14 protein-coding genes, 1 tRNA gene and 1 pseudogene are annotated in these 17,045 nt (G+C 71.5%); 10 read left to right on the forward strand and 6 right to left on the reverse strand.

Going from position 1 to position 17,045, the window contains the following annotated elements:
- Positions 1–627: 627 nt before the first annotated feature.
- Positions 628–1,989, forward strand: a complete 1,362-nt coding sequence (locus ACFWWQ_RS07475) for an esterase/lipase family protein (protein WP_384591664.1) — start codon at positions 628–630, stop codon at positions 1,987–1,989.
- Between the two features lie 131 nt (positions 1,990–2,120).
- Here the strand turns inward: ACFWWQ_RS07475 and ACFWWQ_RS07480 are convergent.
- Positions 2,121–2,414: pseudogene (locus ACFWWQ_RS07480) on the reverse strand (glycosyltransferase family 2 protein); the annotation flags it as partial.
- A gap of 57 nt (positions 2,415–2,471) precedes the next feature.
- Between ACFWWQ_RS07480 and ACFWWQ_RS07485 the strand changes: the two are divergent.
- The 4 genes from ACFWWQ_RS07485 (at position 2,472) to ACFWWQ_RS07500 (ending at position 5,037) form a co-directional block, all read left to right on the forward strand.
- Entirely contained in the window at positions 2,472–3,173 is a 702-nt protein-coding gene (locus ACFWWQ_RS07485; RefSeq protein WP_384591667.1) for a DUF3987 domain-containing protein, read from the forward strand.
- A gap of 249 nt (positions 3,174–3,422) precedes the next feature.
- The gene (locus tag ACFWWQ_RS07490) at positions 3,423–3,599 is read left to right on the forward strand and encodes a helix-turn-helix transcriptional regulator (protein WP_384592194.1); all 177 of its coding nucleotides are present in this window, start codon (positions 3,423–3,425) and stop codon (positions 3,597–3,599) included.
- A gap of 62 nt (positions 3,600–3,661) precedes the next feature.
- Positions 3,662–4,177, forward strand: a complete 516-nt coding sequence (locus ACFWWQ_RS07495) for a hypothetical protein (RefSeq protein ID WP_384591670.1) — start codon at positions 3,662–3,664, stop codon at positions 4,175–4,177.
- A complete protein-coding gene (locus ACFWWQ_RS07500) occupies positions 4,147–5,037 on the forward strand; it encodes a tyrosine-type recombinase/integrase (RefSeq protein ID WP_384591673.1) in 891 nt (296 codons plus the stop codon). The genes ACFWWQ_RS07495 and ACFWWQ_RS07500 overlap by 31 nt, the downstream gene beginning before the upstream one ends.
- Positions 5,038–5,177: 140 nt before the next feature.
- On the opposite strand, the gene ACFWWQ_RS07505 is transcribed toward ACFWWQ_RS07500, so the two are convergent.
- Positions 5,178–5,265: transfer RNA gene (locus ACFWWQ_RS07505), tRNA-Ser, on the reverse strand.
- A 43-nt stretch (positions 5,266–5,308) separates the two neighbouring features.
- Positions 5,309–6,994 (reverse strand): trypsin-like peptidase domain-containing protein, encoded by a 1,686-nt coding sequence (locus ACFWWQ_RS07510; protein WP_384591677.1) that lies wholly within the window; start codon positions 6,992–6,994, stop codon positions 5,309–5,311.
- Positions 6,995–7,382: 388 nt separating this feature from the next.
- Between ACFWWQ_RS07510 and ACFWWQ_RS07515 the strand changes: the two genes are divergently transcribed.
- The 3 genes from ACFWWQ_RS07515 to ACFWWQ_RS07525 all read left to right on the forward strand — a co-directional run bounded on the left by ACFWWQ_RS07515 (position 7,383) and on the right by ACFWWQ_RS07525 (position 10,472).
- Positions 7,383–8,231, forward strand: a complete 849-nt coding sequence (locus ACFWWQ_RS07515) for a glycerophosphodiester phosphodiesterase (protein WP_384591680.1) — start codon at positions 7,383–7,385, stop codon at positions 8,229–8,231.
- Between the two features lie 53 nt (positions 8,232–8,284).
- A complete protein-coding gene (locus ACFWWQ_RS07520) occupies positions 8,285–9,136 on the forward strand; it encodes an ATP-binding protein (protein ID WP_384591683.1) in 852 nt (283 codons plus the stop codon).
- A gap of 367 nt (positions 9,137–9,503) precedes the next feature.
- A complete protein-coding gene (locus ACFWWQ_RS07525) occupies positions 9,504–10,472 on the forward strand; it encodes a DUF5926 family protein (protein WP_384591686.1) in 969 nt (322 codons plus the stop codon).
- A 634-nt stretch (positions 10,473–11,106) separates the two neighbouring features.
- On the opposite strand, the gene ACFWWQ_RS07530 is transcribed toward ACFWWQ_RS07525, so the two are convergent.
- Entirely contained in the window at positions 11,107–11,811 is a 705-nt protein-coding gene (locus tag ACFWWQ_RS07530) for a bifunctional DNA primase/polymerase (protein ID WP_384591689.1), read from the reverse strand.
- A gap of 872 nt (positions 11,812–12,683) precedes the next feature.
- Between ACFWWQ_RS07530 and ACFWWQ_RS07535 the strand changes: the two genes are divergently transcribed.
- Together ACFWWQ_RS07535 and ACFWWQ_RS07540 are read left to right on the forward strand one after the other, a co-directional pair.
- Entirely contained in the window at positions 12,684–14,219 is a 1,536-nt protein-coding gene (locus ACFWWQ_RS07535; RefSeq protein WP_384592197.1) for a SpoIIE family protein phosphatase, read from the forward strand.
- Positions 14,220–14,285: 66 nt separating this feature from the next.
- Positions 14,286–15,749: an aminopeptidase P family protein gene (locus ACFWWQ_RS07540; RefSeq protein WP_384591692.1), complete on the forward strand. Its 1,464-nt coding sequence runs from the start codon at positions 14,286–14,288 to the stop codon at positions 15,747–15,749.
- A 95-nt stretch (positions 15,750–15,844) separates the two neighbouring features.
- Here the strand turns inward: ACFWWQ_RS07540 and ACFWWQ_RS07545 are convergent, their stop codons facing one another.
- Positions 15,845–16,123, reverse strand: coding sequence for a DUF1876 domain-containing protein (locus ACFWWQ_RS07545; RefSeq protein WP_384591695.1), 279 nt, complete (start codon positions 16,121–16,123; stop codon positions 15,845–15,847).
- 100 nt (positions 16,124–16,223) lie between these two features.
- Positions 16,224–16,901 (reverse strand): TetR/AcrR family transcriptional regulator, encoded by a 678-nt coding sequence (locus ACFWWQ_RS07550; protein WP_384591698.1) that lies wholly within the window; start codon positions 16,899–16,901, stop codon positions 16,224–16,226.
- Positions 16,902–17,045: the final 144 nt, after the last annotated feature.

Below are 17,045 nucleotides of genomic sequence, written 5' to 3' on the forward strand. Positions count from 1 at the left end.
GAGCTTCCTCGCCGGCCTCCACCTGCGCGCCTCGATGATCTGGGTTACAGACCTCATCCGGAGCACCCGGTGATCACGACTCGATACGCGCCCTAACAGCACACAACAGCCCTCATTCGCCCCTGAGCCTGCTCCACTGGTGCCACCGGCACCACTTCCAGCCTGCCTGGTCCTAGGGAACACGCCACCCGGGCTCGCCCGTGCGCTCCGTCCCAGGCCGACCAAGGAAATCGACCTCTCCTGTGCCACCGTGCACACCTACAGATGGATGGCCTCGCACCAGGCTTCCTGGGGCGCACACGAGGCACGCCCGTTCCCAGCCATCTCACCCAATTTCCCACCTGACGCAATATCAGCTTCTGGCACACGCTTCGCCCGAGTAGCCTCATCTCGCCATGCACCCGACATCTCAATTCTCCGAGGTGCCGAAGGCCATCGAGGGGGACGGCCACCTTAAGTGAACCCCGAAACCATCGAGGCCACGGTTAAAGTTCCCAGCGCTTTAGACCTCCATCCTGCCTTCACCTTTCGGGAATCCCACCTCCTCCCCGAATACATGAAAAGCACCCCAGGGAGATTCCTGCAACCGCAATCCACACTGTAGCCGAACCCAGGAACAGAGGAAACGTGAAACCGAATTCGCGATTAAACCGGATCCTACTCGCCACCTTAATGGCGATCGCAACATCCTTCGGGATTGCCCCCAATGCGATCTCCGCAGGAAAGGCAGCCGACAAGCTCTCCAACCGACCCGTCATCTTCGTCCACGGCTGGCACGCTGACTCCAAAATCTGGGGAACGGCAATCAGCAAAGCCCGAAGCTTCGGATACAAGGAAAACGAGCTATTCAAATTCGACTACCGTCACGAGAGTAATTGGGGTAACCATAATACCCCTATCGAATCCCTCGCCGACGAGCTCGACCAGTTCATCAAAACAAACGATCTAGTGAACAGTTCACCCGACGGGAAGATCGACATCGTCGCCCACTCGATGGGCGGATTAGTCGCCCGCGCCTACCTGATTCAGGGGGGCGAGGAGACCACGGCACACCTAGTCACTCTGGCGACCCCCAACCACGGCACTGCGCTGGGCAACCTCTGCCCCACCGGCGCCTGCGGCACCCAAGCAGCAGAAATGGCAGCTGGATCCGGCTTCCTCCGGTGGCTGAACCGTGTGCCGGAATCGTACGGGAACACTCGGTATGCGACCTTCCGGTCGAACGTCGGCGACGAACCCCTTGAGGCGGCACTTTCGCCCTACCCCTATGCGTGCGACAAGGTCGTCTACGGCGTGGACGATGACGGCGAACGATCAGCCAGGCACACCGGCAAGACCAGCATCCTCAAGGGTGCGGACAACTTCATCTCCCCCTGTATCGGTCACGATCAGATCCAGAATGACGACTGGACGATCAACACCGCGCTCCACCGGATCTCGGACTCTGACGGCGCCCACACACCCAAAGCCGCCCAAGTCCAGTGCGGGGACCTAACTGAGCGCTGGGGCAAGGGCCAATGGCCCCGACCGAACGGATGGGTCTCCGCTCATGCCCAATCGTGCGTGGTCGCGGCCGGAGAAAGGAACTCTCACACCAGGTCCGCTTACACCGAGCTTCAAATTCGCGGCTGTGGATACTACGACAGCCCGGCAGGCATAGCATGGTGGTATGCAGGCGTTGGCAACGTGAATTGCGATGTGAATGCCACGGGGATTCTGTGGCGCAACGGAACCTGGGGTGCACACAACCAGCCAAAAGTCAGCAAACACGAGCGCTGGCTACAGGTCCGCACCGACAGCGCTCCGGCCGATACAGGGTCCAAAGTGGCAGGGGAATGGACCTTTAGCGCCGGCGTTCACGCCCAGTATTCCAGCGAATGGGACGTAAAGGATTGCCCTTCCGAGACGCCGTCGATGATCGTAGGGCAACAGTCTAGTTCGAACACCCGGTTGCACGGGATATCTTTGCAGTGTCCCGCGCGATCCTAACCGAGCCAAGAGGCGCCACCAGGAATGCATACGAGCTTTACCGCACCGCCTCGGAAGCAATAGCAAGAGATACCGACAAAGGGGCTCACCGCGGCGGTGAGCCCCTTTGTCGGTATCGGAATCGCTACGCTTCAGCCTTCAAATCGCCAATTCCCCATAGCCGCCAATGCCCGAGCCCGCGCCTGCACCACCGCGAACCGGGCCTCCCGCTCCCGCTCATCGGCGTGCGCCGGCTGGCTCGTGACCTGTCCGGGCCACTTCCGGTAGAGCAGCCCGGTCTCCGCGGAGAACCAGCCCCGGGCAACGGCACTCAGCGCCAGCAGGAGGCCAGTGTCCTCCGACGCCGGCAGGGCCATCCAACCGCCCAGGGCCAGGAGCAGATCACGGCGAATGCACAGCGTCGCCGGATGCACCTGCGCGCGGAAGGCTCCAGCCTGCCCGGCGTCCTGCGGCAGGCATGGGGCGGCGACTCCCTCGGCTCGATGGTCCGCGACTCGCTCAAGGCGACCGATCCGCATATCGCGATCCTGGGACACATCACCCCGGAAGAGTTCCGGGCCAAGATGCAGGACTCCGAGATGGCCGGCGGCACGTACAACCGCTTCCTGCCGATCTTCTGCCACCGCAACCTGATCCTGCCCGGGTCGCGAGGCGCCAGCGCCGAGTTGATCACCAACCTGGCCAGCGGATGGCGCACGGTCCTCGCCGACGCCTCCCGCATCGATGAGGTCCAATTCAGCGACTCCGCATGGGAGTTGTACTGCGACCAGGTCTACCCGGCCCTGAGCGACGACTCGGCCGGTGGCGTCATCGCGCAGTTCACCGCCCGTGCCGCCCCGTACGTCCAGCGCGTCGCCATGGTCTACGCCCTGTGCGACCACACGGCCACCATCTCCGAAGCCCACCTGCGGGCCGCGTGGCAACTCCTCAACTACGCCCGCGCATCCGCCGTCCACCTCCTCGGCGGCACCACCGGCGACCCCAAGGTCAACAAACTCGCCGAAGCCGTCCGCACGGCCGGCCCCGACGGCCTCACCGCCGACCGCATCCGCCGCCTCTTCAAGAACACCACCCGCCCCGAACGCGACCGCCTCGTAGCCCAGTTGCTCGACCTCCCCGGCTACACCCGCTTCCAGAAGCCCACCGGCGGCCGCCCCACCACCATCGTGAAGTACGCGGGCTGAGAACGGTAAGGGCGGTAGCGGCGGTAAGCGTCCTGACCTGCGGAAACCGTGGAGCGAAAAGCGGTGCGGTCGGCGGTGCGGTAAGCCCGCCGCCCCCTCGGAGCGGCCTTACCGCACCGCTCACCGCCCCCATACCGCCCACTCGAAACCCCAGGTCAAACGGCTTACCGCCGCTACCACCCTTAACGCCCCCGCCTCACCGCGCTCTCCCCCTCGACGAGAGGAGCACCGCCCTTGCCCAAGGCCGAGATGCTCAAGCTCCCCGAAGCCCTCACCGAGCTCAACATGTCCCGCGCCGCGTTCTACCGCATGCGCGCCCGTGGCCTCGGCCCCCGAATCGTCAAGTTGCCGAACGGACAGCTCCGTATCCGCCGCGCCGACCTCGACACCTGGCTGGTCGACCACGAAGAAGCTCCCGCCGCCTGACCCCCGCTCTGTGGGCCCGGCCCGCATGGCCGGGCCCATTCCGTTGTCAGGAGAACAACTCAGTGCTGACATTCGAATTCACGGTCTACACCATCCGGGAAAGGGCGAACCGCCCCAAGCCATTTCAGCTTCGCTGGAAAGTGGGCCCGCGAACTCACTCAAAGAGCTACAAGACAAAGACGCTTGCCGACGGACGTCGCTCCCAGCTGATGGCAGCGGCACAGCACGGCGAACAGTTCGATGTCGAAACCGGGCTTCCGAAGTCCGAACTGGAGGCGTCAAAGCCCAAGCTGACCTGGCTCGACCATGCAACGGATTACGCCCGGATGAAATGGTCCGAAGCAGCATCAGCGAAGGGCCGGGCCACCCGCGCCGATGCGCTCGCGGCCGTCACCGCCGCTCTGGTGCAGGACATGCGAGGAGCACCCGCACCGGCCGTACTGCGCCGTGCACTGACCGGCTACGCGTTCAACTTCTCCGAGCACCGTCCGCCACCTCCCGACCACCTCGCCGCGGCGCTCACCTGGCTTTCGGAAAGTCTCTCCCCATGCCATCGCTGGAGGACGACTCCGAGGTGATCCGTATCGCCTTGAAGGCGTTGAGCACACGGCTCGACGGCAAGAAGGCCGCAGCGACGACCATCACGAACCGCCGTACGGTCTTCAACAACGCTCTCCGGTACGCCGTGGAACGAAAGCTGCTCACTGCCAATCCGCTACCGTCCATCGATTGGTCTCCGCCGCCGACGGACGACGAAATCGACTTGCGGTACGTCCCCAATCCACAGCAGGCGAAAACCCTGATCGACGACATCGGGACGCTCGGCCCCCGCGGTGAACATCTCCAGGCGTTCTTCGCATGCATCTACTACGCGGCTACCCGACCGGCTGAGGCCATGAATCTCCGGAAGTCCGACTGCACCCTTCCCGAAACCGGATGGGGTGTCCTGCTGCTCTCGGGTAGCGCGTCCCGAGTCGGAGCCGCCTGGACCGACGACGGCGAGTCCTACGAAGAACGCGGCCTGAAGCACCGGGCACGGTCCTCCGTCCGCGACGTGCCCATACCGCCGGAGCTGGTGAAAATCCTCCTCGCCCACATCGAGCGGTTCGGCGTGGCACCAGACGGCCGGCTGTTCCGGGCCTCAGAAGGCGGGGTTGTGCTCAGCAAGGAGTACTCGGAGCTCTGGCAGAAGGCACGGAAGGCGGCCCTCACCGAGACGCAGGTGCTGCACCACTTCGCCGAGGTGCCGTACACCGGCCGTAAGGCGGGCATCTCGTTCTGGATCGCTTCCGGCGTCGATCCGACCGAAGTCGCCCGCCGCGCTGGCCACAGCGTGGCCGTCCTGCACAAGTTCTACGCCAAGGTCCTGGACGGCAGACGGGAGCACGCCAACGCCCTGATCGAGCAGGCCATGCGTGCGGCCGAGGCCGCGGACTGAGCCGAATCCTGGTCCACGGCTGGTCCACACAGGCTGATCCCGCGCGGGACATCCGTGACGCAGGGTGAGACACCAAGCAGAAGGGAGGGGCTCCGGGTTTCCCCGAAAGCCCCTCCCACCTGCATGTTCACTGACCTCTGCGGAGGCTGTGGGATTTGAACCCACGGTGAGGGGTTACCTCACGACAGTTTTCAAGACTGTTCCCTTAGGCCGCTCGGGCAAGCCTCCCCGCGGCAGCGCCGGGGCGGTGCCGCGGGGTCAGGGTAGCGCGTCACTTGTCTCCTGTGCGTTGGCCCAGGGTGACTTCGGCGGTGTGCTCCTTGCCGCCACGCTGGAAGGTCAGGGTGATCTTGTCGCCGGGCTTGTGCTGCCAGATCTCGCTGATCAGGGTGGGGCCGCTGTCGATGACGGTGTCGTCGAGCTTGGTGATCGTGTCGCCGGGGCGCAGGCCCGCGCGGTCCGCCGGGCCGTTCGGGGTGACGGAGTCGGAGCCGCCGTTGCCGGTCTCGGCGATGGTCGCGCCATTGCCGGTGTCCTTCATCGAGACCTGGACGCCGATCTGCGGATAGACCGGCTGGCCCGTACGGATCAGGTCCTGGGCGACGCGGCGGGCCTGGTCGATGGGGATGGCGAAGCCCAGGCCGATGCTGCCGGACTGTTCGCCCTCGCCGCCCATGCCGCCGTTGCCGGCCGACTGGATCGCGGAGTTGATGCCGATGACGTTGCCCGCGGCGTCCATCAGGGGGCCACCCGAGTTGCCGGGGTTGATGGACGCGTCGGTCTGCAGGGCGCTCATGTACGAGGCGCTGGAGCCGCCACCGTCGCTGGAGGCCACCGGGCGGTTCTTGGCGCTGATGATGCCGGTGGTGACGGTGCCGGAAAGGCCGAAGGGCGCGCCGATGGCGATGGTGGCGTCGCCGACCTGCACCTCGGAGGACTTGCCGAGCGGCAGCGGGTTCAGCTTGGCGCCCGCGGCGTTCTTCAGCTTGATGACGGCGACGTCGTAGCCCTGGGCGCGGCCGACGACCTCGGCGGCGTACTTCTTGCCGTCGGAGAACGTCGCGGTGAGCTTGCCGCCGTCGGCGGCGCTGGCGACGACGTGGTTGTTGGTGAGGATGTGGCCCTGCTTGTCGTAGACGAAGCCGGTGCCGGTGCCGCCCTCGCCGGTCGCGCCCTGCGCCTCGATGGTGACGACGCTGGGCAGCGCCTTCTGCGCTATCCCGGCGACGGAGGTGGGCTTGCGGTTGAGCGCCCCGGCGTCGCCGGGCGCGGAGACCGTCGTCGAGGAGTGATCGTCGCGGCCCGCGGCCCAGAAGCCGATGCCGCCGCCGACGCCGCCCGCGACCAGCGCGGCGACCAGGACCGCGGCGACGAGACCGCCGTTGCGCCGCCGGGGCGGCTGCCCGTCCGGGGCGCCCCAGCCGTTGCCGCCGCCACCGCCGCCGTACGGGGGCTGCTGCGCGCCCCAGCCACCGCCGCTGCCGTACGCGGGCAGCTGGGTGGTCGGCTCGCCGCCGGGGGCGCCCGGAGCGCCGTACGCGCCGGGGGCGCCCGGGCCGGAGGCGCCGGGCGCGGCAGGCCCCGGCTCACCGGGGTGCCCGGCCGGGCCGTGTGGCGGTTCCTGCCCGGAGGCGACGGGCCCGGAGGGGATGGGCCCGGAGGGGATGGGCCCGGAGGGGATGGGCCCGGACGCGGCGGGTCCGGATGCCGCGCCACCGGGCGCCGCACCCCCCGTCGCCGCACCCCCGGGCGCCACGGATCCGGGCTCCCCACCCGGGGCACGCTCACCCGCCCCCGGGGCGAACCCGGGGGCCGGGGGCGCCGCGGGCGGGAGCGGGGTGCCCGGGGCGGCAGCCGGGGCGGCGGAGGCGGACGTGGGTGCGCCGTCCGACGCCCGGGGCGCCGTTTGCGGCTCGGCCTCCGGCGGGACGGAAGCGCCCTCGTTCTCGGTGCTCACAGCTCTCTCCTCGCTCACGACTGTGCCGGCCCGCGGCCCGCCCCTGGGAGGCCCGGTCGGCCGGGGCGCCTTCTGGCGCTCCGGGCGTCCGGGCCTCCGTAGTACGGGGCCGGGCTCCGGTGTCCGGACGTTTCCGGTCCTCGGTGCCGGGGACGCGCCTGTGGGACCGCGAACCGGGCTCCAGGATTCCGGATCCCGGCGGTCCGGGCGAGTCCCGGCCGGACGGGCGAACCTCTGCCTCAGCCTTTCCCACCGTGCGTCAGCGCACCGTAAGGCGAGGCTGTGACCGTCCCTTCATCCTTGATGCCGGGCCCCGACGGCGCATCCCCTGTAGCCGCCCCCGGTCAGCGCGGGGCGGCCCCGGGACGGCGAATGGCACGATAACGCGGTGACCTATGTACGCCCCGCCCAGGACGCCCGTCCGGGCCGTCCCGCCCCTTCCATCGTCGCCCACCGGGGCGCGTCCGAGGATGCCCCGGAGCACACGCTCGCCGCGTACCGGAAGGCCATCGAGGACGGCGCGGACGCCCTGGAGTGCGACGTCCGGCTCACCGCGGACGGCCACCTGGTGTGCGTGCACGACCGGCGGGTGAACCGCACGTCCAACGGACGCGGCGCCGTCTCCGCCCTGGAGCTGGCCGATCTCGCCACGCTCGACTTCGGCTCCTGGAAGGCCGGGGCGGACGAGCCGGAGGCGCCGGACCGGCGGTACGCGGACCCGGAGCGGACGGGCGTGCTGACCTTGGAGCGGCTGCTTGAGCTGGTCGCAGACGCGGACCGGCGCGTCGAGCTGGCCATCGAGACCAAACACCCCACCCGCTGGGCCGGACAGGTGGAGGAGCGGCTGGTCACCCTCCTCGGCCGCTTCGGGCACACCGCGCGGCCCGGGCGCCCGGTGGCGGAGCCGCCCGCGGTCCGGGTGATGAGCTTCTCGGCCCGTTCGCTGTACCGGGTGCGGGCCGCGGCGCCGGAGATCCCGTCGGTGTACCTGATGCAGTTCCTCACGCCGCGCTACCGCGACGGACGGCTGCCGCCCGGTGTCACCATCGCCGGCCCCGGTATCCGCATCCTCCGCGCCCACCCGGAGTACGTCGACCGCGCCCACCACGCCGGGCACCGCGTCCATGTGTGGACCGTCAACGAGCCCGAGGACGTCGCGCTCTGCCGCGATCTCGGCGTGGACGCGGTCATTACGAACCGCCCGAAACAGGTACGAAACCAGCTCGACCTCGGGTAGCCGCCCCCCTTGCGCGTGCGCCCGCGCCTGCGCCCTGTGGGCCCACATGTCGGATGCGTCACTGCTCGGTATGTGGCCGGTTTCCGGTCCAGTCCATTGGGGAATTCATCCCGTGGCGTGGGGCAAAGGAGGTCTCGGGGGTGGCGTTGATGGTGGCACAGGAGGTGCCGACGTCGTCGATCATGGCCGTACCCCATGGTCCGGCGGGCGTGGGTATGGCCAGGCGGCGCATGCGCGGCGAGCTGTCGGCAAGAGGAATTCCGGACACTGTTATCGATGATGCCGCGCTGGTGCTGTCCGAGCTGTTGAGCAACGCCTGCCGGCACGCCCGCCCGCTGGGCGCGAAGCATCTGCCGGACGCGGTCCGTGGCAGCGCCGGGCGTACGGGCAGCGCGTACGGGTCGTGTCACGAGGGCCGCGGCTACGGGCCGCGCCAGGAGGGCGCCGCATACGGGCCGGAGGACGACCGCGGGGGTACACCGCCCGAGGCGGTGCTCGCCTCCTGGCGGGTGGACGACCGGGAGCGGCTGACGGTCGCGGTCACCGACGGCGGCGGGCCGACCCGGCCCCGTCCGGCCACGCCCTCGGTCACCGCCCGCGGCGGCCGGGGCCTGGCCATCATCCGTTCGCTCTCCCGCGACTGGGGCGTGCGCGAGGTGATCGAGGGCGAGACCACGGTCTGGGCCGAGCTGTCGCTGCGGGACGCCTTCGCCGACCGCGTCGCACTGACGCCGGCGGCCACGACGCCCGCCGCCGTCCCCGCCCAGACGCCGGGCCCGGAGGCCGCCTACGCGGAATTCCCCGCTCCGGCCGCCCTGTCCGGCCTGCCGGGCCTGCCCGAGCTGGCGGGCCTCGCCGACCTCTCCGCCTTCCCGGATCTGGACGACCCGCTGCCGCCGCGCTGAGCGGCGGGCGGGAGGCGCCCCGGGGCCACGGGCCGCCGGACCTCGACGCCCCGCACCGCCTCGACGCGCACCCGGCCGCCCGGCCCCCGAGGGACGTACCGCCCGGCCCCGCGCACGTACCCCGCCCCCGGCGTGCGCCCCGCGCCACGCGCCCCCGGAACGCCCGCGCCCGCCCCGGGCCGATCCGCGCCCCTGCGCACCCCACGCCACAGCCGCCCCGTACCGCCCGAATCCGGCCACACCCCGCACCGTCCCTCGCGACCCGCGCCGTGGCGCGGGCTCGGCCGACGCGCCTGCGCGCGTACTCCTCTAGGCTCGCGCCGACACGCGTCCACACGCACCGGATCGACCAGGAGACACCGCCGCCATGGCCAAGAAGCGCCGCCCCCAGCCCCAGGCCGCCGCACGTTCCCCCCATGACGGGCCGGTGCCGGTCGTCGGTGCCCGGGAGCCCTGCCCGTGCGGTTCCGGCCGCCGCTACAAGGCTTGTCACGGCCGGAGCGCGGCGCAGGCCGTCACCGAGCTGGTGCGGCGTCCCTTCGAGGGGCTGCCCGGCGAGTGCGACTGGGTCGCGCTGCGCGAGCTGGTGCCCGCCGCGACCGCCCCGCTGACGCTCAAGGGCGGGCTGCCCGAGGGCGTGCCGTCGGTGACGTTGGCGACGGTGCTGCCGATGGCGTGGCCCGCGCTGCGCCGGGACGACGGTTCGGTCCTGATCGGGCTGCAGAACGACACCTCCTCGGGCGACCTCAGCCGCGACCTCGCGGACACCCTGCGGCGGGCGCTGGCCGCCGAGCCGGGCACCCCGGTGGCCGCCGGCCGGCCCGCCGCCGACGGCCCGCGCCTCCAGGACCTGCTGGACACCGAGGCGCCCTTCGCGCCGGAGGTGCACACCGGGTTCGAGTTCTGGGTGGAGAACGCGGAGCAGGCGACCGGCGAGGTCGCCGCGTCCCTGGAGCGGGCGAACGCCGCCGCCCTGCCCACCGCCCGGATCGCCGGTCTGGAAGGTGCCTACTGGTGCGAGGCGCCCGGCAAGAACCACCTGCGCTGGGTCACCGCGCACCCGGAGGAGCGGCTGCTGGACGCGCTCGCCCGGCTGCACGCCGCCGGGGAGTCGTCGCTCGGCGAGGACACCCGGCTGGTCGGCTCGTTCCGCGCCCACGGGCTCGTCGTCCCGGTGTGGGACCTGCCGTCGTCGATGAGCGCCGAGGACGTCACGGCGCCGGCGGTCGCGTTCGGTGAGCGGCTGGCGAAGGCGCTCGCCGACGAGACGCCGCTGACCTCGGAGGAGCGCCGGGCGCGTGGCGGTCTCACCAACCGTCAGGTCACGCTGAGCTGACAGTGACCACCCCGGGCGCCTCTGACGTGACTCCCATCACACCCCCTCTCCTTCCGGGTAAAGAGGCGTCCGGAATCCCGCGATCGAATTTGCGAACCGCCGATCTCTTGTTACGGTTCTAGGAGCCCGGTCGCTGGTGCATCCCCCGTCGCCAGCGACCGGGCGCTTCCATGTCCGCGGCCGGGTGTTCCGTCCCCGCCGCCCCGCGCCTCCCGCCGCCTTGATCGGCCGCCCGGCACCCCTCCCCCCAAAGCCCCGCCCCGTACGGCCCGTACGGCGCTTCCGCGGCCGCGCGGGCGCCCGAATCACCCCAAGGTGTCGCGGAGTTACCCCGTGCCGCAGACGGCGGCGTACGGCCGCGAGGCCGGCCGGGGCGGCAGGGGGCCGGACGTACGCCACAGGGCTGGGCGAACGGGACTCCAGCAAGCTGACAGAACGTCAGCTACCGCTCATACCGCAGGTTTTCCTGGCATACCGCTGCGCCATCCGGGTGATTTCCGTGGCGGGTCGCCGGGGCCGGGCCGTCCGGGGCCGTGGGGCCGCCGCGCGCCGTCCTCCTGACAGCTCTCCCCCGGGGCCGTGGGGGCGCGCGCACCGCACGCGCGCGCCCTTCAGAGGCCGCGGGCGCCCCGCCTCAGTAGGCGAGGCGGCTGCCGTCCGGGGTGCGGTTGCTCGCCGTGACCAGGGCGTCGACGACGGTGGCCACGTCGGGGAGCCAGGGGGCCGCGGAGGTAGCGGCGGGGGCGCGCTCCCAGCGGACCGCACCAGCGCCGGCCTGCGAGGGCGGCAGCACCAGATAGCCGCCGTCGCCGTGGAACCGCAGCGAGCTGGGCACCTCGTCCCGCGAGTGCAGCAGCTCGCCCAACTCCGCGAGGTCGTACGGCTCGACGAGCAGCGAGACGCGGGTGGGGGTGGCGACGACCGGGCCGAGGCGGACGCCGAAGTGGTCCAGGGCAGCCAGCGCCCGGGCACCGGCGGTGGCCGGGAGGCTCACCGCGCACGGCGCGCGGCCGCCGGTGGCGAGGACGACCGGGGCGTCGGGCCGGTTCGTCCACCACCAGCGGACCATCCGGGCATCGGTGGTCGCCGCGAGCAGTCCGGGCTCGAAGGGGTGCCCGCCCGGTACGACGCACCCGGCGTCGGGACAGCTGCACCGTGGAGCCGCGCGTTCACCGCGTCCGGACCGGGTGCCGGGTGGCCGGGCGCCGGAGCGGAGCCGTACGCCGGGCACCACCGGCCACTGCCATTCGGTGGCGCAGTGGAGCGCCGCGCCGACCAGGGCCGACTTCCCGGTGCGCCGGAACAGGTACTTGCGTCGCTTTCCGAGGATCTCGCGCATGAGCGCTCGTTCCTTTCGTTAACGCCGAGGGTTGCGTCCATCGCACTACATGCCGGTTCGTCCCGCTGCGCGGCGCATGGTCGTCCTGGTAGCCCGGCCCGGGGCCGGTCACGCCACGTGGAGCTTTGGTCGCCGCGTTGTCGAAGGGGCAGCGCATCACGCCGTACGCCGAGCGTGGAACGTGGCGGGAGGTGACGCGCCGGGGGCGCTTGCGGTGCGGTGGTGCGATCTCGCCACTTGTGGGTGCGTCGCGGTCGTCGTCCGTAATGACGCCCGTGCCTGCCGGTGGGTTCCGGTGCGGCCCCAACTGGCCCCGCATCTCTCGGAGTACGTACCCGCCATCGTGCATATGACGCGCTGCCGATCGCGGCCAGTCGACCCCAAATCACCTTATGCAGGGCCGTTTTCAGGCCATACGAAGAGTCCGAACGGGGGCCGCAAACCCTCGCGGAACAGTGCTGGACATCACATCTCCGGTCCGTGTAGATGTGGAGGCATGGAGAGCTGAGCGGCACGATATGGGGGTTTGCGATGCTATTCCGGGCAGCGAATGGGCGGCAGGGCCGCGCAACATCGCTCAACAAAAGGCTGCATTTCCCACCCCGATCGGCGCTGAGCTGGGGAAACGGCCGAACCGTCGGACGCCGCCGCTCGTGAGCGCCTCCCACGTCCCGAAAGTGGCCGGAATCGATCCTTCTTGTTCCGGACACGCGCAGACTGCCGCCGCCCCCGCGGCGCCCCCGGCCGTGGAGCACTCCCCCAGCGCCGACGCATCACCCGGACCGGACGCCCCCGAAGCTCCCGGCGCCGCCCGCCCGGCCGCCCCCGCCGAGGCCACGCCGCTCGACCGGATCGCCGTCGTCCAGGACCGGCTGGCGGGCTGGATCTCCGGGCTGACGACCCTCCATGACCTCACCGAACGGCTCGCGCGCACCCGGACTCCGGACGCGGCGCTCCATGAGGTGCTGCGGGCCGGTGCCGCCCTCGTCGGCGCTCCTCGGGGCCTGCTCGTCCTCGAACCGGCCGACGGGCTCGGGCCCGTCACCACCGTCGGCCTCGGCCTCGGCCACGCCGAGCTGGGCCAGCTCGAAACCGTCCCGCGCACCGCTCTGGCGTACGGCCGCCTCCTCGACGGCCTGCCGGAGCCGGAGCCCGCCACCGGGCCGGGCACCGCACCCGCCGCCCTGCCCGGCCCCACGCCCCCGGCGCACGACGAGCCCCCGCACGCCCCCGGCGCCGAAGCCGTCCCCGTACCCGACGGCCCGCCCGACGCCGTACCCGTACGCCCCGGCCCCGTGCCGGCCGCCGACAGCGAGCCCGCCCTCGGGCGCCCGGAGAACCCGGACGGCACGGAACTCCCCGCCGTCCCTGGCCACCCCGGTGTCGCCGAGCCCGATGTCCTCGGGACCCCGGGGCTCGATCCGCGGGTGCGGGAGGTCGCGGCCCGCCTCGGGTACGCGGCCAGCTACGCCGTGCCGCTGGACGCCGCGCCCGTGGGGCGGCTCGGGGTCGCCGTCTGGCTGTACGACGAACCGGCCGAGCCCGACGATCACCGCCGCCACCTGCTGGGCCTCTACCGCGCGTACGCCGCCGAGCATCTGGCCCGCGTCCTGGAGTTGCACCGGCAGCAGAAGGCCGCGGCGGCGCTCACCGAGGGGCTGCTGCCGCACCGGCTGCCCCGGGTGCCCGGTATCCGGCTGGCGGTGCGGCACGCCGCCGGGCCGCGCGGCGGCGGTGACTGGTTCGACGCGCTCCCGCTGCCGGACGGCGCCCTCGGGCTGGCCGTCGGCTCGGTGTCCGGGTCCGGGCCCGAGGCGGTCGCCGCGATGGGGCAGCTGCGGGCGTCGCTGCGCGCGTACGCGGTGATGGAGGGCGAGGATCCGGTCGCCGTCCTCTCCGATCTGGAGCTGCTGCTGCGGCTGACCGAGCCGGCCCGCTCCGCCACCTTGCTGTTCGCCTTCATGGAGGCGCCGGGCGGTGCGTCGTCCGGTGCGCCGGGCGGCCCGGTGGCGGGGGCCGGCGGAACGTTCCCCCGCACGCTCACCCTGGCCGGGGCCGGGCACTGTCCGCCGCTGCTCACCGGGGAGCACCGCACCGAGTTCGTCGAGACGTCGCTCTCCGCGCCACTGACGATGCTGGCGTGCTGGGAGGCGCCGAGCGTGGAGATCTCGCCGTCGCCCGGCGAGACGCTGCTGCTCTACAGCGACGGGCTGCTGCACCGCACCGGCGACTCCACCGACCGCGCCTTCGCCCGGCTGCGCGCGGCCGCCGCCGGGGCGCCCCGGGCCGTCCGGCAGGACCCCGAGGCCCTCGTCGACCACATCCTGGCCCGCCTGCTGCCCCAGGGGCTCGACGACCCGGCCTCCCCGGAGGACGTCGTCCTGCTCGCCGCCCACTTCGAGGCGTGAGCCCTCTGGACCCGTTTCGGTCCGCACATACGATGGAGCGCGGTTCAGTCTTTACAAGGAGGCACCGTGACGGACGAGCTCACCCCGGAGACCCCGGACGACGACGAGCAGCCGATCAAGCAGCGCAAGAACGGCCTGTACCCGGGCGTTTCGGATGAGCTCGCCGCGAGCATGCAGAGCGGCTGGGCCGACACCGAGCTGCGCGACCTGGAGCCGGTCGAGCAGGCGCCGAACGCCGCGCGCCGCCGCGCCGCGCTCTCCGCGCGCTTCCCCGGCGAGCGCCTGGTGATCCCGGCGGGCAATCTCAAGACCCGCTCGAACGACACCGAGTACGACTTCCGCGCGTCGACGGAGTACGTCTACCTCACCGGCGACCAGACCGAGGACAGCGTCCTGGTGCTGGAACCCCGCATCGGCGAGGACGGCCACGACGCGACGATCCACCGGCTGCCCCGCTCCAACCGTGAGAACGGCGAGTTCTGGCTCGACGGCATGGGCGAGCTGTGGGTCGGCCGCCGCCACAGCCTGGACGAGGCCGAGGCGCTGCTCGGCGTCCCCTGCAAGGACGTCCGCGAGCTGGCCGCCGCGCTGACCGAGGCGACCGGCCCGGTCCGCGTCGTCCGTGGCCACGACGCCGGTATCGAGGCGGCGCTGCGCGACAAGGTCACCGCCGAGCGGGACGAGGACCTGCGCGTCCACCTCTCCGAGGCGCGTGTGGTGAAGGACGACTTCGAGGTCGGCGAGCTGCAGAAGGCCGTCGACTCGACCGTCCGCGGCTTCGAGGACGTCGTGAAGGTCCTGGACAAGGCCGAGGCGACCTCCGAGCGGTACATCGAGGGCACCTTCTTCCTGCGCGCCCGCGTCGAGGGCAACGACGTCGGCTACGGCTCGATCTGCGCCGCCGGTCCGCACGCCACCACGCTGCACTGGGTCCGCAACAACGGCCCGGTCCGCTCCGGTGACCTGCTGCTGCTCGACGCCGGTGTGGAAACGCACAGCCTCTACACCGCGGACGTCACCCGCACCCTGCCGGTCAACGGCCGTTACACCGAGCTTCAGCGGAAGATCTACGACGCGGTGTACGAGGCCCAGGAGGCCGGTATCGCCGCGGTGAAGCCGGGTGCGAACTTCCGCGACTTCCACGACGCCTCGCAGCGCGTCCTGGCCGAGAAGCTGGTCGAGTGGGGCCTCGTCGAGGGCCCGGCCGAGAAGGTGCTGGAGCTGGGTCTCCAGCGCCGCTGGACGCTGCACGGCACGGGCCACATGCTCGGCCTCGACGTCCACGACTGCGCCGCGGCCCGCACCGAGGCGTACGTCAACGGCACGCTGGAGCCCGGCATGGTGCTGACCGTCGAGCCCGGTCTGTACTTCCAGGCGGACGATGTGACCGTCCCCGAGGAGTACCGCGGCATCGGCGTCCGGATCGAGGACGACATCCTCGTGACGGCGGACGGCAACCGGAACCTCTCCTCCGCGCTGCCGCGCCGTTCCGGGGACGTCGAGGCATGGATGGCCGAACTGCGCGGCTGACCTGCCCGTATCCATCCGTACACGCCACGGCCGGTGGCCCCGCACGTCGGGGGCCACCGGCCGTGGCGCGTGTACGGCCCGCGAGCCCGTGGGGTTCAGACCGCCAGCGGGTGCGACGTCCGTCCCGACGCCTGGTCGATCTCGCCGTGGGCCTTGGTCAGCAGCCGCATCGCCAGTTCGTTGAGGGCTCTGGCCGCCGCGACCTCCTCGCCGACGCGTGGCTGGTTGGAATCTGCCGGGTGACGGCTGGCGTAGCCGTGCGCCCGTACCTCCTGGCCGTCCGGTAGCCGGACCAGTGCCGCGGCGCGGGTGCGGTGGGTGTCCTCCTGGAACTCCATCTCGATGTGCCAGCCGACCACGGTGTTCACCGTCATGACGCTCACCTCCGGGGAGTCTCCTCTCCTTCCAGAGTGCCCCCGTCCGGCCTGCCCGTCAGTCCGTACGGCCTGCTCGTCAGTCCGTACGGCCTGGCCGTCAGTCCGTACGGGCCGGGCCTGACTCCGTACGGTCCGTGCGCTGCCGTCCGGCGACGGGCGTCGCGCCGCCCCCGCGGTACGCACCGGCCAACGTCGCCGCCCAGACCGCGGTGGCGGTCGACTCGGCGAGGTCCGCGTCGACGGGCCCGCGGGCGATGAGGATGCGGTAGTAGAAGGGCGCGCCGATCGCGGACATCACCGCTTCCGGGTCGGTGTCGGGGGGCACCTCGCCGCGCTCGATGGCGCGCCGCACCAGCGCTCCGGCGATCCGCAGCCGGTCGTGGAAGAAGTCGGCGAGCACGGTGTCGGCGCGGGAGCTGCGGGCGGCGGAGGAGACGACGGCTTCGACGAGGCGCCGCATCGGCGCGGCGGTGTAGAAGGTGCCGATGCGGCGGGCGAGCAGCCGCAGGTCCTCGGGGAGGCTGCCGGTGTCGGGGAGCGGGATGCCGGCGGACGCCTCGGTGAGCAGTTCGCAGACCAGTCCCTCGACGGAGCGCCAGCGCCGGTAGAGCGTCGCGAGGTGGACTCCGGAGCGCTGGGCGATGCGTTCCATGCTCAGCGCGGCGAATCCGCCCTCGCTCAACTCGGCCTGTACGGCGTCGAGTACGGCCGCGCGGGTGCGGGCGGTGCGTCCTCCGGGGCGGGTCTCTCCCGGCGGTTGCTGCGCGGGGGTCACAGGGGCTCCGTATTGCGGTGTGGGGTCATGCCACGTATGGTCCGGGAAACACTAACGCGAGCGATTTCGCGTTAGTGTGCGAGTGTCGTTCTTACAGGGACGGGGGCACGGCGGGGGATGCCCTCTCGCCCTGTGAGACGGCGC

This window comes from Streptomyces sp. NPDC059080 (genome assembly GCF_042739975.1).
GTDB lineage: Bacteria > Actinomycetota > Actinomycetes > Streptomycetales > Streptomycetaceae > Streptomyces > Streptomyces benahoarensis.